Here is a 23,439-nt window from a genome sequence, read left to right as displayed (position 1 = left end):
ACCATTTATCGGGTTCGGCAGAGACGGGGGCGTGTTGGGCCGGCCCGCGTGCGCTTTCGGAGCGTCGCCATGCAATCCACTGCAAGCTCGACCCTACGACCGTCCGCGCAACGCGACGACGATCACCCCTGCAATCGCCAGCACGCCGCCGCACGCCGTCGCGATGCCGGGCCGCTCTCCCGTCAGCGCCACCGACAGCAGCGTCGCGACCGCCGGCGTCAGGTAGAGAAAGCTGGCCGCGCGCGCCGCGCCGAAGTAGCCGAGCGCGAAAGTCCAGGTCGCGTACCCGAGCGCGGCGGGAAAGACGCCGAGTACCACGACGGCCAGCGCCGTGTCGCGCGACCCGCCGCCGAGCGACACGAGCGCGCAGGGCAGCCAGGGCGCGAGCAATACCGCGCCGGCCAGCAGCGTGTACGCGGTGCACGGCAGCGCGCCGTACACGGGAATCAGCCGCCGCTGCAACACGAAATAGCTGGCCGAACACAGCGCCGCGCCGAGGATCAGCGTGCTTCCGGAGCCGAGGACGAGGCCGCCGGGCTGCCCTTGCGCGATCACCGCGATGCCGGCCAGGCTGACCAGCGACCCGAGCCAGCCCCAGCGATTGAAGCGCTCGCGCAGAAACACGGCGGCCAGCAACGCGGTGAAGATCGGCAGCGTGTTCACGATGAAACTCGCCGCGCCGGCCGACACGGTCTGTTCGCCGGTATTGAGCAGCGCGTTGTAGAGTGCGATGCCGAGCAGGCCGCACGCGAGAAAGCGCCACGCATCGGCTTTCGTCGGCAGCGGCGGCCGCCGCCATGCGAGCCACGCGATCACGAGCACCGCCGCGGTCGCGAAGCGCGCCGCCGCGAGCTGCAGCGGCGCGAGGCCCTGCAGGCCGATCCGGATGAACGGGAAGGCGGACGCCCACGAGACGATCGTGAACGCCACCGCGGCTGCCGCGACGAGCGGCTGTCGCGCGCCGCGCGACGTCGATGACGAAAGAGTATTCATGCGGCAATGGTGCGGCGTGGCGAGATGCTAAGCTAGCGCACAGATCAACATCCGGATATGAATATGGCTCACAGCTCGGACGCGCGGCGTGCCGACGGTCCGGCGCGTGCGCGTCGGGTCGCCGGCGGGCTGTCGGTCGCCGCGCCGATGCCGGGCCCGCGGCCGCCGCTCGCGAGCCTGGAGACGGTCTGCACGGTGGCGCGCGAGGGTTCGTTTCTCGCCGCTGCCGACGTCTCCGGCGTCACGCACGGGGCGATCAGCCGACGGGTGGCCGCCGTGGAAAACTGGCTCGGGATGGCGCTGTTCGAACGGCATGCGCGCGGCGTGCGCCTGACGCCGGACGGGCAACGCTTCGTTGGCCGGATCGAGCAGGCGTTCGCGATCATCGACGGCGCGGCCGATCAGTGGCGCTCGCCGCGTACGCCGCGGCTGGTGCGGATGAGCGTGGTGCCCGCGTTTGCGCAGCTGTGGCTGCTGGAGCGGCAGCCCGCGCTCGAGAGCGAAGCGCCCGCGTTGCGCATCGAGCTCGGCATCGAGCTCCGCAACGTGGATATCGCCGGTGGCGAAGCCGATCTGTCGATCCGCTACGGGCGCGGCAACTGGCGTCGGCTGGAAACCCGTCCATTCATGCCGGAACGGCTGTATCCGGTCGCGCATCCGCGGCTCGCCGCGCAACTGGCCAGGATGCGTCGCGCAACGGGCGACGCCGCGCTGCTCGACATGCCGTTGCTGCACGATTCCGACGTGACCGGCTGGCGCACGTGGTTCGACGCGCTCGGCATTCCGTTCAAGCCGCGTGCGCAGGATCGCCGGTTCGAGGATTACAACCTCGTGCTGGCGGCGGCCGAAGCGGGGTTGGGCGTGGCGCTTGCGCGCACGCCGCTTGCGGATGCGTATCTGCGGCGCAGCGCACTCGTGCGCGTGAGCCGTCACGAGGTCGATTCACTGCTCAGCTATCACTTCGTGCATGCGAAGGGCGAGAATCGGCCGGAAGTCCTCGCGTTGATGGAGCGGATGGTGAAGGCGCTGGGGTAGCGCATACCCGGCGGTTCGCGCAAGCGACCGCTTGGGCACTAGCACCAGCACGCGCGTCGCGACTGCGGCCGGCCGCTCGCTCCCGGTTCGTTCGGTCGCGGCCGCCAAATCGTTACAATGCAGCCGCAGAAAACGGCGAGATCGCCGCAGTGAAGCGGAATCGAGCCTTTGCCCGATGGCAGGGCAATCACCAACCATTGCAGTACGGGTTCAAATTTGTACAAAAGGGAACCGATGAATAGACCAGACAAATCGTCGAAGGCGCGTGCGGCGCTGGATCAACTTTTTTCCGGCTTGGCCCCTGCGGACGCGAAGCGCGAATCGCCGCGTCCGGGCAATCCGTTCGCGACGGACGACGAGGTGTCGAGCGCATCCGGCGGTCGCGGCGGGGTGGAAGTCACGTTGTCGACCCGCATCCAGCTGCGCGGTTATCCGAGCGCCGACGCGTTCATGAAACGCATGGCCGAAGCGTGGGGCCTCGAGTGGGGCACGTACGACAGCATTCGTGCAGTGGCGACGCTGCCTGCCGGATGGCGCTCGCGCCGGTTGCCGGAAGTCACGCAGATCGTCGACGAACGCGACGTGCTGCGCGCCGAGAGCAGCCTGCAGGGCGGCGAGATGTCGTATCTGAAGGTGCATCCGCGCTACTACATCGATGCGCGCAAGCGTTTCGGCTGGAGCAAGTCGTCGAAGGCGTCCGACGATCCGGATCTCGACGGTCCCGACTGGAACTGCTTCGTGGTCGATCGGGAAAAGTCCGTCGAAGTGCACGAACTGACGACGTCGTCGTTGAAGGCCGACATGGACAATGCGCGGGCGACGCTGCTGAAATGGCTCGACGAGCACTATCCGAAACATCGCGACCCGTTTGCATACTGGTCGGACTGCGAAGGGGCGTCGTAAACCGGTTTGCACGGCGGCTCGCTCGATGCATCGACCGGCCCGCCATGAGGGCGATCATTGAAACGAGCGAGTGGGGTCCCGATTCTCTGGGCAGCGTTCGGCGCGGCGGTCGGATCGACCGTCATCGAGTTGCTGCTGTGGGCAATCGCCGGCGATGACGCCGTCCGGAATCTGTTGCGCGACGCGCGCCTCACGGCCGCGATCGTGATGGGGCGAAGCGTGCTCGGTGCCGGCGGCTTCGATCCGCTGGTCATGGGCGTGGCGACGCTCGTCCATGCGGCGCTTTCGCTGGTCTATGCGGCCGTGCTGGCACGGCTGGTCCGCAATCTGTCGCGCGTGGCCGCGCTGTTGGCGGGCGGCGCGTTCGGGCTTCTCCTGTACGGCGTGAACCTGTACGGATTCACGACGATCTTTCCGTGGTTCATCGCGGTGCGCGGCGCGATCACGCTGATCGCGCACCTGGTATTCGGGGTCACCGCGGCGGCTGTCTATGACGTCGCCCGGCGCGACGCCAGCCGCTGATACCGTGTACGAACGAGCGGCGCGAGCCGACGCGTCTACAGAATCGACGCGAACCGCGGCACGCGAAGCAGGAGGCCGGCAATCAGATAGCTCGCGACGCAGGCGATGCTCCCGGTCACGGCGAATTTCAGGAACGGGGACGCCGGTACGTTTCGCCACGCGAGGGCGACCGCGACCAGCACGGGCGGATGGATGACGTAGATGGCGTACGCGCGTCGCGACAGCGGCCGCCACGCGCCCGTCAATGTGTCGAAGCGCTGTTGAAAACGATCGACGAGAAACAGGATTGCGCCCCACGCGACCAGCGGCTCCCAGAATGCGTAGATGACGTCCTGCGGACGGCCGCGCCACGCAGGCACGTGCTTCGCGATCAGGTAGGCGACCGGCAGGACGGGCAACGCCATGAGCGCGATGCGTGACCAACGTCGGACCTGCGGTGCCGGCAGATGCTCGATCCAGTGCGCGCGCGCCGTCCGGCAACCCGCTGCGTACAACACGACGTAGCTCGCGAAGTAGCCGAGCTGCAGCCCCCATACGTTGATACCTACCGGCCATCGCGACCGCAATGCCAGTGCCGCGATACCGGTGAGCAGTGCGGCGGCGGCCAGCGTCGTGTCGGAAGGGACGCGCGCGACGCGGTTCGTATCGCGCGCCACGGTGCGCGGGAAGACGATATGCAGCAGCGCCGCCGCCACGCTGAAAATCAGCAATGCCTCGGCGAACCACATCGGTCCGTTTTCGAACGTACCTTTTTGCCACAGATGTCGCAGCGTATCTGGAAACGGATGACCCGCGCCCGACTGAGCCAGAGCAATCGTCGCGGGGCCGATCAGGAAGCCGTAGATGAGCAACGGCAGGCCAAGCCGGAGAGACCGGTCGGCGAGGAAGCGGACGGCGCCCTTGCGCTCGATGGATGGCGGTGTGTAATAGCCCGCGAGGAAAAAGAACAGGCCCATGAAGAACGCCTGGTTGATCGCGCAGAAGAGCGTCAACAGCGCGGACGCCACCGACGGGCCTGCGGCCACCTCGTGGTAGTACCACCCGCCGACTGCCCCGTACGTGATCGCGCAATGGTGAAAGACCACCAGCAGCGTCAGGCAGGCCCGCAACGCGTCCAGCCCCGCGTTTCGATGCACGGCAACCGCGTTGTCCTTCCGAGAAGCGAACTCGACCGGAACGTCCTGGGCGCTCATCACCTTGCCTGCGTGGTTGGTCAGTCATGACCCGCTTGGCTACGATCGTCGTCGCGACGACGCATATGCATCCGGCGGGCGTACAGGTCGGCACGATACGCCGTTGTGCTTACAACCATCCAACAAGCCGCTCCGCTGCCGGCGCAACAGTCGATCAGTCGCTCAGCCGAGCTTGCCGCGCAGATCGTCGAACGGAATCATCACGTTCGTGCGATACGCGGGTCGCGCCTTCAGGCGTTCGTACCACGCCACGACATGCGGCACGTCGGGCCGCGCGATATCGAGCTCGAAATACCGGTAAAGGTGCGTGCCGGCCGCGATGTCGGCGAGCGTGATCGCGTCGCCCGCGAGAAACGGCTGCCCGGCCAGCACGGTATCGAGCACCCGGAAATACTGCGCGCATTGCGCGATGCTCTGCTCGACGCGGACGGTGTCGCGCTGCTCGGGCGGCGTGCGGTAGTAGTCGCGGAACACGCCGTTGAGGAATGCCGGCTGCAGCGTGGTTTGCGCCCAGTCCATCCAGCGGTCCGCCCGCGACTGCTCGGCGGGATCGTCGCGCCAGAAGCCGGGGCGTCCGTAACGCGCGGCGAGGTAGCGCAGGATGCTGTGCGATTCCCACACGACGGTACCGTCGTCGTCGATCACCGGGATGCGTCCGTGCGGGTTCATCGCGAGGAATTCGGGTGTATCGAGCACGCCGAACCGGCCGCCGGCCGGCACGTGGCGATGCGCGAGCGCGAGCTCGTCGACGAGCCACATCACTTTCTGGACATTGAATGCGTTGCGTCGTCCCCATACCGTCAGCATGCCGGGCTCCCTGTGTCGTGACGAACGTGAAGAGGGACAGTGTAAACGCGGCAGGCGCGCACCGCGGTGCGCGCCTGCCGGCGATCGTCGTGCAACGTGACGATCAGAACTTGTGGCGGATGCCGACGATCGCGAGTTCCTGCGTATCGGTGCCGGAATTCACGCCGTACGAGCCGACCGACGCGGCCGCTTTCACGGTCGCTCCGCTCGCGTCGAGCGTGTTGCCGCTGGCCTTCTGATAGCCGAACAGCGCATACAGGTCGGTGCGTTTCGACAGCGCGTAATCCGCGCCGAGGTTGACCTGGTTGTAGTGCGCGGAAGCCGGGCCCGTCAGCGACGTGTAGTTGTAGCCGACGCCCGCGCGCAGTGCCGGCGAGAACTGCCAGTTGAAGAATGCCGAGCCGTTGTTGAACTTCGCGTTCTGGCTGAATGCCGACAGCGTGTCCGCGCCGTACTGCGTATTCGAATACGCGAGGCCGAAGGTCGCCGGCCCGGCCACGTACTGGCCGGCCACGCGCACGATCTGGATCGACTTCGCGCTCGAGAAGCCCTGGTTGATCACGGTGTTGAACAGCGTGTCCGAGCTGCTCGACCACGTGCGCACGCCGTTCGCGACCGTCGTGCCGCCGTTCGCGTAGAAGTAGCCGGCGCCGAGCGACAGCGGGCCGTTCGCATAGCTCGCGCCGAAGCTGTACGTGCGGCCGCTGCCGGTCGCGCCCGCGACGCCGCCGAAGCCGTACAGCGCCTCGAACTGGAAGCCGGAGATCAGCGGGCTCGTGTATTTCACCGAGTTGCTGACGCGCAGGCTGTTGTCGTAGTTGTCGAGATCCCCCGGCGTCGCGAACACGCCGCCGAAGTAGTTGTCCTGCGTGAGGCCCTGCACGAGATCGACGATCGGGTCGTACTGGCGGCCGAGCGTCACGGTGCCGTAGGTGCTGCTCGCGAGGCCGACGACGGCCTTGCGGCCGAATTCGCGCCCGCCCTGGCCGAGCGCGCCGGTGCCGATGTTGAAGCCGTTCTCGAGCTGAAACAGCGCGGACAGGCCGCTGCCGAGATCCTCGATGCCGCGCAGCCCCCAGCGGCTGCCCGACAGGTTGCCGCTGCTGAACTTCACGAGGCTCGACGCGTTGCCGCCGTTCGCGTTCTTCGCGTTGTGGACGTATGCGATGCCCGCGTCGGCGATGCCGTACAGCGTGACGCTGCTTTGTGCGTGCGCGCCGGCGGCGACGAGCGCGGCCGGCAGGGCGAGCAGCGCGAATGAACGGATCTGTTTCATCGTTGGATTCCCCCGTTGGTCGATTGGTCTGACGAATCGATGAACGATACGGACCGCGCATCGTCAAGGGAACCAATAAATTGTCGGATCGTTATGAGGCGGGGCGGCGATGGATGCGCGCGCAACGGATCGACACGCGGCGCGCGGACATCCCGTGCATCGCGACAGGGCAGTGCCTATTGCGCCACGCTTTCCGCGTCCGCCGTCTCCCCGAGGAACCCGCCGCTCTGATGCGCCCACAGCGCCGCGTAAATGCCGCCCGCCTGCAGCAACTGCTGGTGCGTGCCTTCCTCGACGATGCGCCCTTCGTCGAGCACGATCAGCCGGTCCATCGCGGCGATCGTCGACAGCCGGTGCGCGATCGCGATCACCGTCTTGCCGCTCATCAGGGTGTCGAGGCTGCGCTGAATCGCGACCTCGACCTCGGAGTCGAGCGCGCTGGTCGCCTCGTCGAGCACGAGGATCGGTGCATCCTTGAGCATCACGCGCGCGATCGCGACGCGCTGCCGCTGGCCGCCCGACAGCTTCACGCCGCGCTCGCCGACTTCGACGTCGTAGCCGCTGCGGCCGTGGCGGTCGCGCAGCCGGCCGATGAACTCGGACGCCTCCGCGCGAACGGCCGCATCCTGCATCTCGCGCTCGGTCGCCTCGGGGCGGCCGTACAGCAGGTTCTCGCGCATCGTCCGGTGCAGCAGCGACGTATCCTGCGTGACCATCCCGATCGCGGCGCGCAGGCTGTCCTGCGTCACGTGCGCGATGTCCTGCCCGTCGATCCGGATCGAGCCGCCGCCCACGTCGTAGAAACGCAGCAGCAGGTTCACGAGCGTCGACTTGCCGGCGCCCGAGCGGCCGATCAGGCCGATTCGCTCGCCCGGGCGGATCGTCAGGTTCAGCCCGTCGAATACCGCGCGATCGTTGTCCTCGTGCGCGAACTGCACGTTGTCGAACACGATTTCGCCGCGCTGCACCGTGAGCGGCTTCGCATCGGGCGCGTCGACCACGCTGCGCACCTTCGTCAGCGTGTTGATGCCGTCCTGGATCGTGCCGACGTTCTCGAACAGCTCGGTCATTTCCCACATGATCCAGTGCGAGTAGCTCGACAAACGCAGCGCCATCGCGATCACGGCCGCGACGACGCCCGCGCTCGCCTCGCCGTGCATCCACAGATACAGCGCGAGCCCGGCCGAGCCGATCAGCAGCAGCGTCGACAACAGGTGGTTGACGATCTCGAACGCGCTGACGAGCCGCATCTGCGCGTCGCCGGTCGCCTTGAACGCTTCCATCGCGCGCCGCGCGTGATCGGCTTCGCGTCGCGTATGCGAGAACAGCTTCACGGTCGTGATGTTCGAATACGCGTCGGTGATGCGGCCCGTCATCAGCGCGCGGGCGTCGGCCTGCCGGCTGCCGACCGCGCCCAGGCGCGGCACGAAATACGCGCATGCCGCGCCGTAGCCGAGCGCCCACAGCGCGAGCGGAATCATCAGCCGCCAGTCGAAGCTGGCGGCGAGCACGAGGATGCCGATCAGGTAGGCGGTGACGCCGATCACGACGTCGACCGACATGAACAGCGCGTCGCGCACGGCGAGCGCGGTCTGCATGATCTTGGTCGTCACGCGGCCCGCGAATTCGTTCGCGTAGAACGACAGGCTCTGGTCGAGCATCAGCCGGTGAAACAGCCAGCGCAACCGCATCGGGAAATTGATCGCGAGCACCTGGTGCTTGACCATCGTATGCAGCGCGATCAGCAGCGCGCTGCCGGCGAGGATCGCCGCGAAACCGGCGAGCGTGCCGAAGTGGCGGCCGCCGAATCCGGCCGGTGTCGACGACGACAGCCAGTCGACCACGTGCCCCATCATCGCGAACAGCGCGGCTTCGTACGCGGCCAGCGCGGCCGACGTCAGCGCGATCAGCAGAATCCAGCCGCGCGCACCTTTCGTGCACGCCCAGACGAACGAGAAGAATCCTTTCGGCGGCGTGACGGGATCTTCGAGCGGGAAAGTCGGCAGGCGCCGTTCAAACCACGAGTACATTGAAACCTCTCCTTGATGCGGTCGCGCGGGCGGGCGCGACCGATATTGCGTGATGCCTGTGACCTGCGCGGCGGCGCGCGGTACGCGCGCTTACTGCGACCGGATCCACGCCTCGATCGGGCCGAGCGTGTCCGGCGCATAAGCGTGACGCCCGAGCGCCATGTACAGCCACGTCTTCCATTTCGGCCAGTCGGACTCGAGCTGATAGTCGAACCAGCGGGCGCGCAGCAACGCATGCGTCGCGCCCGGCACCACGACGACGTGCCGGTCGGCCCGCTTCCCGAATGCGTGCGCGTAAGCGTTCGCTTCGTCGGCCGCATCGACGTTGCGGTCCAGCGCGCCCCACACGGCCAGCACCGGCCCTTGCATCGTCGCCAGCGCCTGCGATGCGTCTTCCCGGTAGTTCAGCGCGATGAAACCGAAGCGGCGCGGCTCGATGTCCGGGCGCCGGGCCGGATCGGCCGGCACGTCCGCCCGGCCGAAGATTGCGTCGTTGCTGCGTCGCTCGGCGGCCAGTGTCGCATCGATTCGATCCGGCTGCAGGCCGGTTGCCTCGAGTTGCCGGCGCGTCAGGTAGGCGCCTTGGCGCCGCCAGCTGACGGCGCCGCCGACGATCACCGAGAACGCGGGCCGCACCGCATTCGCCACGCGCGGAATCACCCAGCCGCCCTGCGAGAAACCGAGCAGGCCGATCTTGTGCATGGGGCCGGCGGCGGCGCGCACGCGCGCCATCGCGGCGACCGTTTCGTTCGCGCGGTCCTGCATCGATTGCGCGAGCCAGTCGCCGCTGCTGCGGCCGGTGCCCTGCTTGTCCCAAGCGAACACGCCGATGCCGGCGTCGAGCAGGCTGTTGACGAGCGGCAGCATCGCGTCGTCCGAGAAGCGCGTGCGCGGCCCGTCGCCGTGGACGAGCAGCGCGATCGGCGCGTCGGGTGCGTGCACCGGCAGCGCGAGCGTGCCGACGAGGTCGGCGTCGCCCGCGTGGAACGTCAGTGTCGATACGTTCGCGCCCTTCAGCTCGAAATCGGACAGGCCGCGCAGCGCAAGCGCGCCCGCCGCGACGCAGCCGAACAGGACGAGTGCGATACCGGCGATGACGATGCGTTTCATTGGTCCTCTGATCGTTTGTGTGAGCGGATGCCGCGGGCGACACATGCATGCGCACGCTGCCTTGACGCTCCCGACGTCTCGCATAGATAATAGATCGACTAATCAGTCTAATAAATATTTGAGCCATCGTCGAGCACGGAGTTCCCGTTGAGAAAGATCGATCCTGAAAGAGTGGAAGCGAAGCGGCGCCAGATCCTCGATGCCGCGATCGACTGTTTTGCGCGCGACGGCTTCCATGCGACGTCCACAGCCTCGATCTGCAAGGCGGCCGGGATGAGCCCGGGCAACCTGTTTCACTATTTCCCGACCAAGGCGGCGATCATCGAGGCGATCGCGCAGGACGACCAGCGCGAGATGGCCGAGCTGTTCGCGAAGCATGCGGACGCCGACGATGCGCTGGCCGCGATCGAGGAGATCGCGCTGACGTTGATGGAACTGTCGAGCGATCCCGTCTATGCGCGCATCTGCGTCGAGACCGCGGCGGAGGCGACGCGCAATCCGGACGTCGCCGCGTTGTTCGCGGCGAACGAGGCGCAGGTGAAAGGGCGGATGGTCGCGCTGATCAAGCGTGGTGTCGCGCAAGGGCGGATCGACGGAAGCCTGAAGCCGGATCTCGTCGCGACCTGGCTGCTCGCGCTGGCGGAAGGGGCGGTCGGGCGCGTCGTGTTCGAGCCGGGGTTCAAGCCGCGCGCGCATCGCGCGATGCTGCGGACGATCATTCAGCGGATGTTGAAGCCGCAGTGACGGAAGGGCGCGGCCCGCGCCCGAGCGCGGCACACCGCCCGCCGGGGCAGTGCCCGGCCGGCAGGCATCGGCACATCTTCCGCCGGGGCTGCAAAAAAGTGCTTGACTATCTATCTATGAGTAGATAAAGTTCGATCCATGGAAACGAAACCGACCGTCCGCGAACAGATTCTCGACCACGCGATCACGTTGATGATGCAGCGCGGTTACAACGGCTTCAGCTATCGAGACCTGTCCGACCTGGTGGGCGTGAAGACGTCGAGCATCCACTACTACTTCCCGTCGAAGGACGATCTCGTGCTGGAAGCGGTGGCGGCGTACAGCGACGAAGTCCTCGCGGCCATGCGGACGATCGATCCGGCGTTGCCGGCCGACGTGAAGCTGAGCCTGTACGCGAAGATGTTCGGCCGCACGCTCGGCGACGGCAACCTGATCTGCCTGTGCGGGATGCTCGCGGCCGACATCGAAACGCTGCCGGAGAACGTGCGGCAGGCCGTGCAGGCGTTCTTCACGGCCAACGAGCGCTGGCTCGCGGAATTGCTGAAGCAAGGCGTGAAGGAAGGCACGCTGCAGTTCAGCGGCGAGCCCGAAACCGCGGCGCGCACGTTGTATGCGGCGTTTCAGGGCAGTGTGCTGGCCAGCCGGTTGTTTCACACGCGGGCGCGTCTCGAGGATGTCGAGGCCGTCTGGAAAACGCGGTCCTGACGGACGGCGCAAGGAGTCGGGCGGTTCGCCGCCTTTTATTGGATCTCGTTATCTATCATGTAGTAGATAGATGATTGGCGCAGGTGGCATGTCCGCCTGCATTTTTTGGGGATGTTTGTCTATCTATGAGTAGATAAATTGATGCGAGGCCGGCGGAGCAGCCGCCGGCACGCGGTCCCCGGTTCGAAGGCTGTTTCATTCATTTGCTGAAAAAGGAGTCTGTCATGTCGATCGAAAAAGTGCTGTACCGCGCCCATGCAAAAGCCACCGGCGGCCGTGACGGCCGTGCGACGGTGCCCGAAAGCGGCCTGGACCTGAAGCTGACCACGCCGCGCGAACTCGGCGGCGCGGGCGGTGCGGGCGCGAACCCCGAGCAACTGTTCGCCGCCGGCTACAGCGCGTGCTTCATCGGCGCGATGAAGTTCGTCGCGGCGCGCGACAAGATCGCGATCCCGCGGACGCCGCGATCGAAGGCAGCGTCGGCATCGGCGCGATCCCGAACGGCTTCGGCATCGAAGTCGAACTGAAGATCTCGCTGCCGGGCCTCGATCGCGACATCGCGCAAACGCTGATCGACCGTGCGCACATCGTCTGCCCGTACTCGAATGCGACGCGCGGCAACATCGACGTCACGCTCACGCTCGTCTGATCAATCGCGCTGCAAACCATTCATCGCCATTCAAAGACCTGACCAAGGAGTTGCACCATGAAGATCGTCAAGCCGCTGTTGATCGCTGCCGCCGTGGCAGCCGCACTGTCCACCGCACCTGCCGCGTTCGCCGCGGGCGCTGACACCGTCGGTCCCGATGCGAAGACGAGCGCGTTTCTCGCCGCACTGAACGGCCAGAAGGGCCCGGGCCTCGAAACGCTGAGCCCCGCGAAGGCGCGCCAGGTGCTGGTCGACGCGCAGAACGGCGTGAAGGTCGATCTGTCGGGCATCGACGTGTCGAACCGCACGATCGAGCAGGACGGCCTGTCGGTGCCGGTCACGATCGTGCGTCCGCAAGGCGTGACGGGCGCGCTGCCGGTATTCGTGTTCATTCACGGCGGCGGCTGGGTGCTCGGCGATTTCCCGACGCATGAGCGGCTCGTGCGCGATCTCGTCGTGCAGTCGGGCGCCGTCGCGGTGTTCGTGAACTACACGCCGTCGCCGGAAGCGCGTTACCCGGTCGCGATCAACCAGGCGTATGCGACGACGAAGTGGGTGGCCGCGCACGGCGCGGAGATCGGCGTCGACGGTAGCCGCCTCGCGGTGGTGGGCAACAGCGTCGGCGGCAACATGTCGGCCGTCGTCGCACTGATGGCGAAGGACAAGGGCGGCCCCGCGATCCGCTTCCAGGGGCTGATGTGGCCGGTGACGGACCACAACTTCAACACGGGTTCGTACAACGCGTATCAGCAGGGGCATTTCCTGACGCGGCCGATGATGAAGTGGTTCTGGGACGCCTATACGAAGAGCGAAGCGCAACGCAACGAGATCTACGCGTCGCCGCTGCGGGCGAGCGTCGCGCAGTTGAAGGGGCTGCCGCCCGCGCTGATCCAGGTCGCGCAGTTCGACGTGCTGCGTGACGAAGGCGAAGCGTACGGCCGCAAACTCGACGCGGCGGGCGTGGACGCGACGACCACGCGCTACGACGGCACGATTCACGATTTCGGCCTGCTGAATGCGCTGGCCGACGATGCGCCGACGAAGGCCGCGACGAAGGCGATGGCCAACGAAATCGCGACGCGGCTGAAGTAACGCGATCGGCGGTCGTTCGACCCTGAACGGCAGGACGGCGGGCATGTGCCCGCCGTTTTTGCGTGAGGGCGTTTGGTTCCGGCCCGGCAGCGGGTCAGGGCGAAACGGTTGAATGGCGATCGCGCCCGCCCGCCGTCATTGTTGGTACGATCGCGCGTATCGTCCACGCCGGCGTCGCATGCCGCCGGCTCATCAGCCGCGCGGCTGCCCGTTCGCGCGGCCACGTTCGGGAGAAGCGGTTCATGTTGCAGGCATTCGCGGTCTTGCTGATCTTCCAGTGTCTCGGGGAAGGCGTGTCCTATCTGTTCGGCCTGCCGGTGCCGGGCCCCGTGATCGGCATGCTGCTGCTGTTCGGCTTCGTGATGCTGCGCCCGCAGGTCGCCGATGCGATCGAGCCGACCGCGCTCGAACTGCTGCGTCACCTGTCGCTGCTGTTCGTGCCGGCCGGCGTCGGCATCATGGTGTCGGCCGACCGCGTGCGCGGCGACGCGGTCGCGGTCGTCGTCGCGCTGGCCGTCAGCACGACGCTCGCGATCGCGGTGACGGCGCTCGTCACGCGCGCGCTGCTGCGGCGCCAGCGCCGCGCGGGCGGCACCGCGGAGGGCGCGCAATGACGGCGTTCCCGAAGCTCGGCGCGATCTGGGTCTATCTCGCCGCGAGCCCGCTGCTCGGCCTGACCATCACGCTGGTCGCGTATCTGTTCGCGCAGGCCGTCTATGCGCGGGCGCGTTTCAATCCGCTGGCGAATCCGGTGCTGATCGCGGTCGCGGTGATCGTCGTGCTGCTGACGCTCACGCATACGCCGTATCCCACGTATTTCGAAGGCGCGCAGTTCGTCCACTTCCTGCTCGGCCCGGCGACCGTCGCGCTCGCGCTGCCGCTGTACCGCCAGTGGTCGAAGCTGCGGCGCACCGCGTTGCCGCTGCTCGTCGGCCTGCTCGCGGGTTCGCTGACCGCGATCGTGTCGGCGGTCGGTATCGCCGCGCTGTTCGGGGCGTCCCATCAGACGATCGCGTCGCTCGCGCCGAAATCGGCGACGACGCCGATCGCGATGGCCGTCGCCGCGGAGATCGGCGGCATTCCGTCGCTCACGGCCGTGCTCGTGATCTCGACCGGGATCTTCGGCGCGGTATGCGCGCGCGGGATTCTCAATCTGCTGCGGATCGACGAGCCGGCCGTGCGCGGTTTCGCGCTCGGCGTCGCGTCGCACGGGATCGGCACCGCTCGCGCGTTCCAGGTCAGCGAGGAAGCCGGCGCGTTCGCCGGGCTCGGGATGGGGCTGAACGGCGTGCTGACGGCGTTCGTCGTGCCGATCCTGCTGCCGGTGCTGTCGCGCTGGATCTGAGCGCCGGCCCACGCCGCCCGGGTATCGGTTTCCCTGATGGCGGGGCGACAGGCCGAAAGGACGGCGCCCCCGGCTCGCATGTATCGGTGACGTTATCAGGACAATTCAGGAACGCACACGGACATTTGCGCGGCGATCGGCTAACGTTGCATCGGTGCCGTTGTCGCAGGCCGTCGCGTGCGCGCCGGTGTCCGACCCACACTCAACAATCGACAAGGAGATCGGTCATGAAGCAGTCTCGCGTGGTTTCGGTGGCAGTAGCAGTAGCGGCGTCGGTCGGTCTGTCGTTGACCGCCGTGCCGGCGGCATACGCACAGGACCCGGCGTCCGCGCCGGCGCAGAAGCAGCTCGACAAGGCGCAGAAGAAGGCGGCGCGCAAGGCGGCCCGCGCGCGGCACGCGTCGGACCTGAAGGCGATCGGCACCGGCAGCGGCTACCGGTTGACCGGCGACCAGAGCAACTATCCGCAGAACGCCGTGCAGAAGGCGCCCGCGACGAAGGCGGCGCCGGCCGCGCCGGCGTCGGGGCAGTAACGGTCGAAAGCGTTGCACAGCACGAACGGCGCCGGTTCAACCGGCGCCGTTCGTTCATGTGCGGAACCGCACAACTGCGGGGCAGCGAGGGGCGCGGCCCCCGCGTTACGACGCGAGCTTGCTCGCGAGTTCCGCGACGTGCTTGCCCTGGTAGCGCGCGATGTCGAGCTCGTTCGCGCTCGGCTGGCGGCTGCCGTCCGCGCCGGCGAGCGTGGTCGCGCCATACGGCGTGCCGCCGGTGATTTCGCTCATGTTGACGAGCCCGCTGCACGCATACGGCACGCCCACGATCACCATCCCGTGATGCAGCAGCGTCGTGTGGAACGACGTGATCGTCGTTTCCTGGCCGCCGTGCTGCGTGCCGGTCGACGCGAACACGCTGCCGATCTTGCCGACGAGCGCGCCTTTCATCCACAGGCCGCCGGTCTGGTCGAGGAACGTGCGCATCTGGCCGGCCATGTTGCCGAAGCGGGTCGGCGTGCCGAAGATGATCGCATCGTAGTCGGCGAGTTCGTCCACCGTGGCGACCGGTGCGGCCTGGTCGACCTTCACGCCGATCGCGCGGGCCTGGTCGACGGGGATCGTTTCCGGCACGCGCTTGAGCGTGACCTCGACGCCGGGCACCGATTTCGCGCCCTCCACGATGTGCTGCGCCATCGTTTCGACGTGCCCGTAGGACGAGTAGTAAAGAACGAGAACCTTGGCCATGTTGCGAATCTCCGATTAAAAGGGCCCCGCGTTTCCGCGGGGCCCGGTTTCCCGAACGGGCGTCACGCCCATTCGGCCGTCACTTCGACCGGACGCAGGTCGAACACCAGCACTTCGGCATCCTTGCCGTCGGCGATCGTCAGCGCCTGTTCGCCGCGGATGCGCGCGCCGTCGCCTTCGCCGAGCGTCACGCCGTTGACCGTCACGCTGCCGCGTGCCACGTGGACGTAAGCAAAACGGCTCGGATCAAGTTCCAGCGTCGTGCTTTCGTCGCCGTCGAACAGGCCCGCGTAAATCCGGGTGTCCTGCCGGATCTTCAGCGAACCGGCATCGCCGTTCGGCGACACGACGAGCGCGAGCTTGCCGCGCTTGTCGTCGGCCGCAACATTGGTCTGCTGATAGCGCGGCTCGGCACCCTTTTCGGCCGGCCCGACCCAGATCTGCAGGAAGTGGACCGGCGTGTCCTGCGAGTGGTTGAACTCGCTGTGGCGCACGCCCGTGCCCGCGCTCATCAACTGCACGTCGCCCGGCACGATCACCGAACCGGTGCCCATCGAGTCCTTGTGTTCGAGCGCGCCGTCGAGCACGTACGACAGGATTTCCATGTCGCGGTGCGGGTGCGTGCCGAAGCCGCGGCCCGGGGCGACCCGGTCGTCGTTGATCACGAGCAGGTCGGAGAAGCCGACTTGCTTCGGATCGTAGTAATTCGCGAACGAAAACGTATGACGGGAGCTGAGCCAGCCATGCTCCGCACGGCCACGTTGGTTTGCTGCACGGATATCGATCATGATTTTTTGTCCTTGAAGTCGCCGGACCTCGGAAGTGAGGCCGGCCGTTCGTTGAGATGAATCTTAGGTCAATCTATTTGACAAATAAATCGCTGTAGAGATAATGACTGTCGCCATGGAGTGGACAATATGGAAATCAACGACCTGAGGATCTTCGTCGCGACCGTGGACGCCGGCAGCTTCACGGCGGCGGCCGATCAGCTGATGCTGTCCAAGCAGTTCGTCAGCCGGCGCACGATGGCGCTGGAGGCGTCGCTGGGTGTCCGGCTGCTGCACCGGAATACCCGCAATCTGGCGGTGACCGAATCGGGGCAGGAGTTCTACGTGCGCGCGCAGCGCATCCTTGCGGAGATCGCCGACGCCGAGCAGGCGATGTCGGTACGCAGCACCGAGCTGCATGGCTCGCTGAAGATCAGCGCGCCGCTGTCGTTCGGGATCACGCACGTGTCGCCGCTGATCGCCGAATTCCTGTCCGCGCACCCGGCCGTGCGGCTGAACCTCGACCTGACCGACCGGCGCGTCGACCTGATCGGCGAGGGCTTCGACCTCGTGCTGCGGATCGGCTCGCTCGAGGATTCCACGTTGATCGCGCGTCCGCTCGGCGCGTGGCGGATGATCGCGTGCGCGAGCCCCGCCTACCTGAAGCGGCACGGCACGCCGCAGACGCCGGCCGATCTCGCCGGCCACACCTGTGTGCTGTACGGGCGCGAGCGGCGGGTCGGCTGGGAGTTCCGCGTCGACGGTGCGGTGCGGACGTTCGACGTGCAGGGGCCGCTCGTCGCGAACAACGGCGAAGTGGTGCGCGACGCCGCGATCGCGGGGCTCGGCATTGCGCTGCTGCCGCACTTCATCGTTGGCGCGGCGCTCGACAGCGGCGCGCTCGTGCCGGTGCTCGACGCGTACGTGCCGCCGCCGATCACGCTCAATGCGGTGTTTCCGCAGCACCGGGAAGGGTTCGTCACGCTGCGCACGTTCATCGGGTTTCTCGCGGAGCGGCTCGGGGAGCCGGCGCCCACGGCTGGGAACGGGGTGGGCCGGGTACGGTAGCCGGCCGCTTTGCGGTGAATGGGGCGATTAATCTCCGCAAATTTTGCGGAGATAGTTGAGTCGCGCGGCGAATGAGCGGATAATCTCCGCATGATGAGCGGAGATTACACCTTTATCTGGGAAGCAGCCGACTGGCCGGCATGGCGTTTCGACCTCCCGGCCCTCGCCACGCCGCTCGCCGACGTCAGCCGTGCGCAAGGCATGCTGGCCGGGCGGCTGGCGGATGTCGGGCTGGCGTTGCGCGACGAGGCGAGCCTGGCCGCGCTGACGGACGACGTCGTGAAGACCAGCGCGATCGAGGGCGAGAGCCTGAATGTCGCATCGGTCCGGTCGTCGATCGCGCGCCGGCTCGGCGTCGATATCGGCGCGCTGGCGCCGGTCGATCGCCACGTCGAGGGCGTCGTCGACATGGTGCTGGATGCGACGACCCATTCGGCGGCGCCGGTCACCGAAGCGCGGCTGTTCGGGTGGCATGCCGCACTGTTTCCGACCGGCTACTCGGGGCTGTCGCGCATCACGGTCGGCGGCTGGCGCACGGATGCGAGCGGGCCGATGCAGGTGGTTTCCGGTCCGATCGGCCGGCAGCGCGTGCATTTCGAGGCGCCGCCGGCCGCACGCGTGCCCGACGAGATCGGGCGTTTTCTCGCGTGGCTCAACGCGCCGCCGGCCGAACCGTTGCTGATCCGGGCCGGGCTCGCCCATCTGTGGTTTGTCACGCTTCACCCGTTCGACGACGGCAACGGTCGTATCGCACGCGCGCTCGGCGATCTGGTGCTGGCGCGCGCGGACCGAAGCCCGCAGCGTTTCTACAGCCTGTCCGCGCAGATCCAGCGCGAGCGCAACGCGTATTACGACGTGCTGGAGCGCACGCAGCGCGGCTCGCTCGACGTCACGGAGTGGCTCGCGTGGTTTCTGAATACGCTGGGCCGGGCCATCGATCATGCGCACACGACGCTCGATGCGGTGCTGATCAAGGCGCGCTTCTGGCAGCGGTGCGCGGGCGTCGCGATGAACGAACGCCAGGTCAAGGTCATGAATCGCCTGCTCGACGGCTTCGAAGGCAAGCTGACGACCAGCAAGTGGGCGGCTCTCGCGAAATGCTCGCAGGACACGGCGTTGCGCGACATCACGGAACTCGTCGAGCAGGGCATGCTGCGTCGCTCGGCGTCCGGCGGCCGCAGCACGAGTTACGAGCTGGTGCCGTTCGACGGGTGATGTCGTCGCCGGCGCCGAAGACGAGCCACGCGTGGCTCGACAATCTCGACGAGACGCTGCCGATCGACGTGATGCAGTCAGCCGGCGCTGCCCGGCTATTTCCTGCGTGCCGCGCGCGCCTGTGCCTGTGCCTGCGCCGGCGGCGCGGCGGATTCCCGTATGCGCAACTCGGGCTGGATGGCATGGCCGGGCCCCGTGGCGCCGTTCTCGAGCGCGTCGAGTAACGCGTGCGCGGCCTGGCGCCCGATCGCGTCGGTGTCGACCCACATCGTCGTCAGCGGCGGCTGGATCTCGCGCGCGAGCGCGACGTCGTCGAACCCGGTGATCGACAACTGCGCGGGCACGTCGATGCCGAGCGCCTGCGCTTCAAGCAGCGCGCCGAGCGCGAGCGCGTCGTTGCCGCAGATCACGGCGGTCGGCCGCGTCGCCGCATCGCTGCCGGCGATCGCGCGCAGGCTCGCTCGCCCGAACGCGATCGTGGCCGCGCCTTCGTGCTGATGCACGGGGCGCACCGCGAGCCCGTGCGCGGCCAGCGTGTCGTGAATGCCGCGCAGGCGGGCCTGGACACGGTCGTTGTCCGTCGACGGCTGCATGATGATCGCGAAGTCGCGATGGCCGAGGTCGAGCAGGTGCGTGGTGAGCCGCGCGAACGCCGCGCGGTTGTCGAAGCCGATGCAGCAGTGCGGGCTGTCGTCGCGGTACGCATACGTGACGACGTACGGCACGCGATGCATCGCAAGGAGTTCGAACAGTTCGGGCGGGTACGCTTCGCCGACCAGCGACACTGCTTCCACGCCGCGCGACAGCATCGCGCGCACTTGCGCGAGCGCCTGCGCGGGGTCGTAGTTCGAACAGCCGAGGAACAGCGTGATGCCGTGCTCGGCCATGATCGTCTGCATGCCGGCGACCTGCGACGCGAACACCTGGTCGTCGAGGGTCGGAATGATCGCGCCGGTAATGTGGGTACGCGTGGACGCCAGCGCGCGGCCGGCCGCATTCGGAATCCAGTTCAGTGCGAGCGCCGCGTCGCGCACGCGCTGCTGCACGTCGGCCGACACCTTGCCGGGGTCGTTGTACACGCGCGAGACGGTCGCGGTCGACACGCCGGCCAGTTTCGCGACGTCGCCGAGCACCGAGCGGCCGCTGCCGCGGCGTGCCCGCGATGCGCCGCCGCGGGGCGGGGCCGTGCTCATTGGCGGTCTCCCGGCGGGGTAGGCCTGCCTGCGCCGTGCGTTGCCAGTCGCGTCATTGTTTACCCTCGATTCATGGTGGCCGCGCTTGCATCCTCATTCGATCCTGTGAGAATGTAAGCGCTATCTTGATGCTGTTCCGTATTATGTCAGACATGGATTACACCTGCACCGCGAAATTTTCAGAGACGACGGCCTTTCCGGCCATTTTGTCGATCTCAAATGTAAGCGGTTACATTCAAGCATGAGCGATCTCACCTCACCGCGTATCGCTGTCGTCGGCAGCGTCAACATCGACCTCGTCACACGGGCGCCGCGCCTGCCGGTGCCGGGCGAAACGCTGCTCGGTACGACGTTCGAGACCGTTCACGGCGGCAAGGGCGCCAACCAGGCGGTCGCGGCCGCGCGCCTCGGTGCATCGGTCGCGATGATCGGCTGTGTCGGCGACGACGCGTTCGGCACGCGCCTGCACGGCGCGCTGGCGGCGGAGCGCATCGACGTGACGCACCTGCACCGGATCGCAGGCACGGCAACCGGCGTGGCCACGATCACGGTCGACGACGGTGGCGCGAACAGCATCGTCGTCGTGCCCGGCGCGAATGCATGCGTCGATGCCGACCGGATCGACGCGGCGCGCGACGCGATCGCCGGAGCCGCGCTGCTCGTGTGCCAGCTCGAAGTGCCGGTCGCCAGCGTGGCGCGAGCGATTGCATGCGCAAGCGCCCACCACACGCCGGTGCTGCTCAATCCGGCGCCCGCGCAACCGCTTTTCGATGCGTTGCTGGCGCGGGTCGACTATCTCGTCGTCAACGAAACCGAGGCCGAGTCGCTGACCGGCATCGCCGTGGGCGACGACGCATCGGCCGTGCGCGCCGCCGATGCGCTGTGCGCGAAGGGCGTCGGCAACGTGCTGGTCACGCTTGGCGCGCGCGGCGTGTGCTGGCGCGGCAGCGCAGGGCGCGGCCGCCATCGTGCGATGGCGGTGGCGGCCGTCGATACGACCGCGGCCGGCGACACGTTCGTCGGCGGGTTCGCGGTCGCGCGGGCCGGCGGCGCGTCGATGGACGACGCGATCGGCTTCGGCCAGCGTGCGGCCGCGATCAGCGTCACGCGCCATGGCGCGCAGACGTCGATTCCGACGCGCGACGAAGTCAACCGTATGGATACCTGAATTCCGCATGCGACGGAACGGCCGAACCCGGCCTCTACCAGTGACATGGAGACAATCGACATGAACGACAACCCACCTGTTCCGCACGCGCCGCCCCGGATTCGGCGCGGTCAACGCATCGCGCTCGCGCTGTTGATGGCGAGCGGGATCGTCAACTACCTCGATCGCGGCACGCTGGCCGTCGCGAGTTCGGCGATCCGCGGCGATCTCGGCCTGTCGCTCGCGCAGATGGGGCTGCTGCTGTCGGCATTCTCCTGGAGCTATGCGCTGTGCCAGTTTCCGGTAGGCGGGCTGGTCGACCGCATCGGCCCGCGCCGGCTGCTCGGCATCGGGCTGATCGTCTGGTCGTTCGCGCAGGCGTCGGGCGGCCTCGTGTCCACGTTTGGATGGTTCATCGTCGCGCGCATCGTGCTCGGCATCGGCGAGGCGCCGCAATTCCCGTCGGCCGCACGCGTGGTGAGCAACTGGTTTCCGCTGCGGGCGCGCGGCACGCCGACCGGTATTTTCAATGCCGCGTCGCCGCTCGGTACCGCGCTTGCGCCGCTGCTGCTGTCGGTGCTCGTTGCATCGTTCCACTGGCGCTGGGCGTTCATCGTGACCGGCGCGCTCGGCCTCGTCGTCGCCGTCGTGTGGTTCGCGTTCTATCGCGATCCGGTGCGCGCGCAACTATCTGCCGCCGAGCGCAATTATCTCGATGCCGATGCGCAGAGCGTCGCCGCGGCGCCGAAACTGACCTTCGCCGAATGGCGCAGCCTGTTCTCGCACGGCACGACCTGGGGGATGCTGATCGGCTTCTTCGGCTCCGTGTACCTGAACTGGGTCTACCTGACCTGGCTGCCGGGCTACCTGACGATGGAGCGGCACATGAGCCTGATCCGCACGGGCTTTGCCGCATCGGTGCCGTTCCTGTGCGGATTCGTCGGTTCGCTGGTCGCCGGCTGGCTGTCGGATCTCGTCACGCGGCGCAGCCGGTCGCCGGTCGTGAGCCGGCGCAACGCGGTGGTGGCCGCGATGCTCGGAATGGTCGCGTTCACGATTCCGGCCGCGCTCGTGCAGAGCAATACGGTTGCGCTCGCATGCATTTCGGTGGTGATCTTTCTCGCCAACGCGGCGTCGGCGTGCTCGTGGGCACTCGCGACGGCGGCCGCGCCGCCGAGCCGCATCGCGTCGCTCGGCGCGATCCAGAATTTCGGCGGCTTCATCGGCGGCGCGCTGGCGCCGATCCTGACCGGCATCATCGCGCAGAAGTGGTCGTTCGTGCCCGCGCTGCTCACGGCGGCGGCGATTGCGTTCGCCGGCGCGATGGCCTACCTGCTGCTCGTGCGCAAGCCGATTCCCGAACAGGCCGCGAACGCCGCGCCCGGACCGTTGCCGGCTTGAGCAGGCAGCCTGCACCCGCATTCATTGAAGCAAGGAGAAACCGATGCAACACTCGCAGCAATCGAACGTGACCATCGAGGGGATCGTACCGGTGATGTTGACGCCGTTCGACGACGCCGGCGCGATCGACTACGCCGGGCTCGAGCGGCTCATCGAATGGTATCTGGCACACGGTTCGGACGCGTTGTTCGCGGTTGCGCAATCGAGCGAGATGCAGTTCCTGAGCCTCGCCGAACGCGCGGCACTCGCGCGCTTCGTGGTCGAGCGGGTGGCCGGGCGCGTGCCGGTCGTCGCGTCCGGGCACATCAGCGACGATTTCGACGCTCAGGTTACCGAACTGTGCGCGGCGGCCGAATCGGGCGCGCAGGGCGTCGTGCTCGTGACCAACCGGCTCGATCCGCAACGCAAGGGCAGCGCCGCGTTGCTCGACCACCTCCACCGGCTGCTCGCGCGACTGCCGTCTGATCTCCCGCTTGGCCTGTACGAATGTCCGGCGCCTTACCGGCGGCTTCTGTCGGATGACGAACTGCGCGCGTGCATCGACACGGGCCGGTTCGTGATGCTCAAGGACGTGAGTTGCGATCTCGCGACGGTGAAGCGGCGCGTCGCGCTTGCCGAGGGATCGCCGCTGAAGATCCTGAACGCGAACGCCGCGATCGCCTGGGACGCGATGAAGGCCGGGTCCGCCGGTTTCAACGGCGTGTTCACGAACTTCCATCCCGATCTCTACCAGTGGCTGCGCACGCACGGCGAGTCGAATCCGGCGCTGGCCGACGAACTGTCGACGTTCCTGGTCGTCTCGGCGGTATCGGAGGCGCTGGGTTACCCGGCGCTCGCGAAGCTCTATCACCAGCGGATCGGCACGTTCGGGTCGATCAAATGCCGTGCGATCGACTACGACGTGCGCGAACGATTCTGGGCGCTCGACGCGGTGCTCGACAAGATCGTCGCCGGCACCGAACATTTCCGCCGGCGGATCGCTGCGTCATGACGTACGACGCGT

General features: G+C 67.5%; 23 protein-coding genes and 1 pseudogene. 15 read left to right on the top strand and 9 right to left on the bottom strand.

Features of this window, described 5'->3' with window-relative positions; genetic code table 11:
* Positions 1-93 precede the first annotated feature (93 nt).
* Positions 94-993, bottom strand: coding sequence for a DMT family transporter (locus tag SY91_RS31675; protein ID WP_185921424.1), 900 nt, complete (start codon positions 991-993; stop codon positions 94-96).
* Between the two features lie 57 nt (positions 994-1,050).
* Between SY91_RS31675 and SY91_RS31670 the strand changes: the two genes are divergently transcribed.
* The 3 genes from SY91_RS31670 (at position 1,051) to SY91_RS31660 (ending at position 3,453) form a co-directional block, all read left to right on the top strand.
* Positions 1,051-2,028: a LysR substrate-binding domain-containing protein gene (locus SY91_RS31670; protein WP_006481033.1), complete on the top strand. Its 978-nt coding sequence runs from the start codon at positions 1,051-1,053 to the stop codon at positions 2,026-2,028.
* A gap of 234 nt (positions 2,029-2,262) precedes the next feature.
* Positions 2,263-2,931, top strand: coding sequence for a hypothetical protein (locus tag SY91_RS31665; protein ID WP_006481034.1), 669 nt, complete (start codon positions 2,263-2,265; stop codon positions 2,929-2,931).
* Positions 2,932-2,988: 57 nt separating this feature from the next.
* Positions 2,989-3,453 (top strand): hypothetical protein, encoded by a 465-nt coding sequence (locus SY91_RS31660; RefSeq protein ID WP_034175422.1) that lies wholly within the window; start codon positions 2,989-2,991, stop codon positions 3,451-3,453.
* A 35-nt stretch (positions 3,454-3,488) separates the two neighbouring features.
* Here SY91_RS31660 and SY91_RS31655 read toward each other — a convergent pair whose 3' ends face one another.
* The 5 genes from SY91_RS31655 to SY91_RS31635 all read right to left on the bottom strand — a co-directional run bounded on the left by SY91_RS31655 (position 3,489) and on the right by SY91_RS31635 (position 9,869).
* On the bottom strand, positions 3,489-4,646 hold the full coding sequence (locus SY91_RS31655; RefSeq protein ID WP_260632529.1) for an acyltransferase family protein: 1,158 nt from the start codon (positions 4,644-4,646) through the stop codon (positions 3,489-3,491).
* A gap of 162 nt (positions 4,647-4,808) precedes the next feature.
* Positions 4,809-5,453 (bottom strand): glutathione S-transferase family protein, encoded by a 645-nt coding sequence (locus SY91_RS31650; protein ID WP_124591823.1) that lies wholly within the window; start codon positions 5,451-5,453, stop codon positions 4,809-4,811.
* Between the two features lie 103 nt (positions 5,454-5,556).
* Positions 5,557-6,729, bottom strand: a complete 1,173-nt coding sequence (locus SY91_RS31645; protein ID WP_023476425.1) for a porin — start codon at positions 6,727-6,729, stop codon at positions 5,557-5,559.
* Between the two features lie 176 nt (positions 6,730-6,905).
* Positions 6,906-8,759 carry an ABC transporter ATP-binding protein gene (locus SY91_RS31640; RefSeq protein ID WP_006481038.1) on the bottom strand — a complete coding sequence of 618 codons (1,854 nt, stop codon included), beginning with the start codon at positions 8,757-8,759 and terminating at the stop codon, positions 6,906-6,908.
* A 90-nt stretch (positions 8,760-8,849) separates the two neighbouring features.
* The gene (locus SY91_RS31635; protein WP_023476423.1) at positions 8,850-9,869 is read right to left on the bottom strand and encodes an alpha/beta hydrolase family protein; all 1,020 of its coding nucleotides are present in this window, start codon (positions 9,867-9,869) and stop codon (positions 8,850-8,852) included.
* Between the two features lie 147 nt (positions 9,870-10,016).
* Between SY91_RS31635 and SY91_RS31630 the strand changes: the two genes are divergently transcribed.
* From SY91_RS31630 to SY91_RS31600, 7 genes and pseudogenes are all read left to right on the top strand, one after another.
* Positions 10,017-10,613 (top strand): TetR/AcrR family transcriptional regulator, encoded by a 597-nt coding sequence (locus SY91_RS31630; protein WP_006481040.1) that lies wholly within the window; start codon positions 10,017-10,019, stop codon positions 10,611-10,613.
* A gap of 138 nt (positions 10,614-10,751) precedes the next feature.
* Entirely contained in the window at positions 10,752-11,318 is a 567-nt protein-coding gene (locus tag SY91_RS31625) for a TetR/AcrR family transcriptional regulator (RefSeq protein ID WP_023476421.1), read from the top strand.
* A gap of 224 nt (positions 11,319-11,542) precedes the next feature.
* Positions 11,543-11,967 (top strand): annotated as a pseudogene (locus tag SY91_RS31620) (organic hydroperoxide resistance protein).
* A gap of 57 nt (positions 11,968-12,024) precedes the next feature.
* Positions 12,025-13,059, top strand: coding sequence for an alpha/beta hydrolase (locus SY91_RS31615; RefSeq protein WP_006481043.1), 1,035 nt, complete (start codon positions 12,025-12,027; stop codon positions 13,057-13,059).
* 242 nt (positions 13,060-13,301) lie between these two features.
* On the top strand, positions 13,302-13,673 hold the full coding sequence (locus SY91_RS31610; protein WP_011549311.1) for a CidA/LrgA family protein: 372 nt from the start codon (positions 13,302-13,304) through the stop codon (positions 13,671-13,673).
* Complete coding sequence (locus SY91_RS31605; protein WP_006490940.1) at positions 13,670-14,404, top strand: LrgB family protein; 735 nt, start codon at positions 13,670-13,672, stop codon at positions 14,402-14,404. Before SY91_RS31610 ends, SY91_RS31605 begins: the two co-directional genes overlap by 4 nt.
* A gap of 227 nt (positions 14,405-14,631) precedes the next feature.
* On the top strand, positions 14,632-14,937 hold the full coding sequence (locus SY91_RS31600) for a hypothetical protein (protein WP_023476419.1): 306 nt from the start codon (positions 14,632-14,634) through the stop codon (positions 14,935-14,937).
* 105 nt (positions 14,938-15,042) lie between these two features.
* Here SY91_RS31600 and wrbA read toward each other — a convergent pair whose 3' ends face one another.
* Together wrbA and SY91_RS31590 are read right to left on the bottom strand one after the other, a co-directional pair.
* A complete protein-coding gene (gene wrbA, locus SY91_RS31595; protein WP_006481047.1) occupies positions 15,043-15,645 on the bottom strand; it encodes an NAD(P)H:quinone oxidoreductase in 603 nt (200 codons plus the stop codon).
* Positions 15,646-15,707: 62 nt separating this feature from the next.
* Complete coding sequence (locus SY91_RS31590) at positions 15,708-16,433, bottom strand: pirin family protein (protein WP_011549308.1); 726 nt, start codon at positions 16,431-16,433, stop codon at positions 15,708-15,710.
* A gap of 129 nt (positions 16,434-16,562) precedes the next feature.
* On the opposite strand from SY91_RS31590, the gene SY91_RS31585 reads away from it, so the two are divergent.
* Positions 16,563-17,480, top strand: a complete 918-nt coding sequence (locus SY91_RS31585; protein WP_023476418.1) for a LysR family transcriptional regulator — start codon at positions 16,563-16,565, stop codon at positions 17,478-17,480.
* 90 nt (positions 17,481-17,570) lie between these two features.
* Positions 17,571-18,695 (top strand): Fic family protein, encoded by a 1,125-nt coding sequence (locus tag SY91_RS31580; RefSeq protein ID WP_023476417.1) that lies wholly within the window; start codon positions 17,571-17,573, stop codon positions 18,693-18,695.
* 95 nt (positions 18,696-18,790) lie between these two features.
* Here SY91_RS31580 and SY91_RS31575 read toward each other — a convergent pair whose 3' ends face one another.
* Positions 18,791-19,888: a LacI family DNA-binding transcriptional regulator gene (locus SY91_RS31575; RefSeq protein WP_023476416.1), complete on the bottom strand. Its 1,098-nt coding sequence runs from the start codon at positions 19,886-19,888 to the stop codon at positions 18,791-18,793.
* Positions 19,889-20,129: 241 nt separating this feature from the next.
* Here SY91_RS31575 and rbsK point away from each other — a divergent pair, with 241 nt between their 5' ends.
* The 3 genes from rbsK to SY91_RS31560 are packed head-to-tail and all read left to right on the top strand — an operon-like array spanning position 20,130 to position 23,427.
* A complete protein-coding gene (gene rbsK, locus SY91_RS31570) occupies positions 20,130-21,056 on the top strand; it encodes a ribokinase (RefSeq protein WP_023476415.1) in 927 nt (308 codons plus the stop codon).
* Between the two features lie 60 nt (positions 21,057-21,116).
* A complete protein-coding gene (locus SY91_RS31565) occupies positions 21,117-22,436 on the top strand; it encodes an MFS transporter (RefSeq protein WP_034175427.1) in 1,320 nt (439 codons plus the stop codon).
* Positions 22,437-22,479: 43 nt separating this feature from the next.
* Positions 22,480-23,427, top strand: a complete 948-nt coding sequence (locus SY91_RS31560) for a dihydrodipicolinate synthase family protein (RefSeq protein ID WP_023476414.1) — start codon at positions 22,480-22,482, stop codon at positions 23,425-23,427.
* Positions 23,428-23,439 lie beyond the last annotated feature (12 nt).

The organism is Burkholderia cenocepacia, from assembly GCF_014211915.1.
Taxonomy (GTDB): Bacteria; Pseudomonadota; Gammaproteobacteria; order Burkholderiales; family Burkholderiaceae; genus Burkholderia; species Burkholderia orbicola.
The sequence above is the reverse complement of the archived record's forward strand: the minus strand, read 5'-3'. Positions and strand labels throughout refer to the sequence as shown.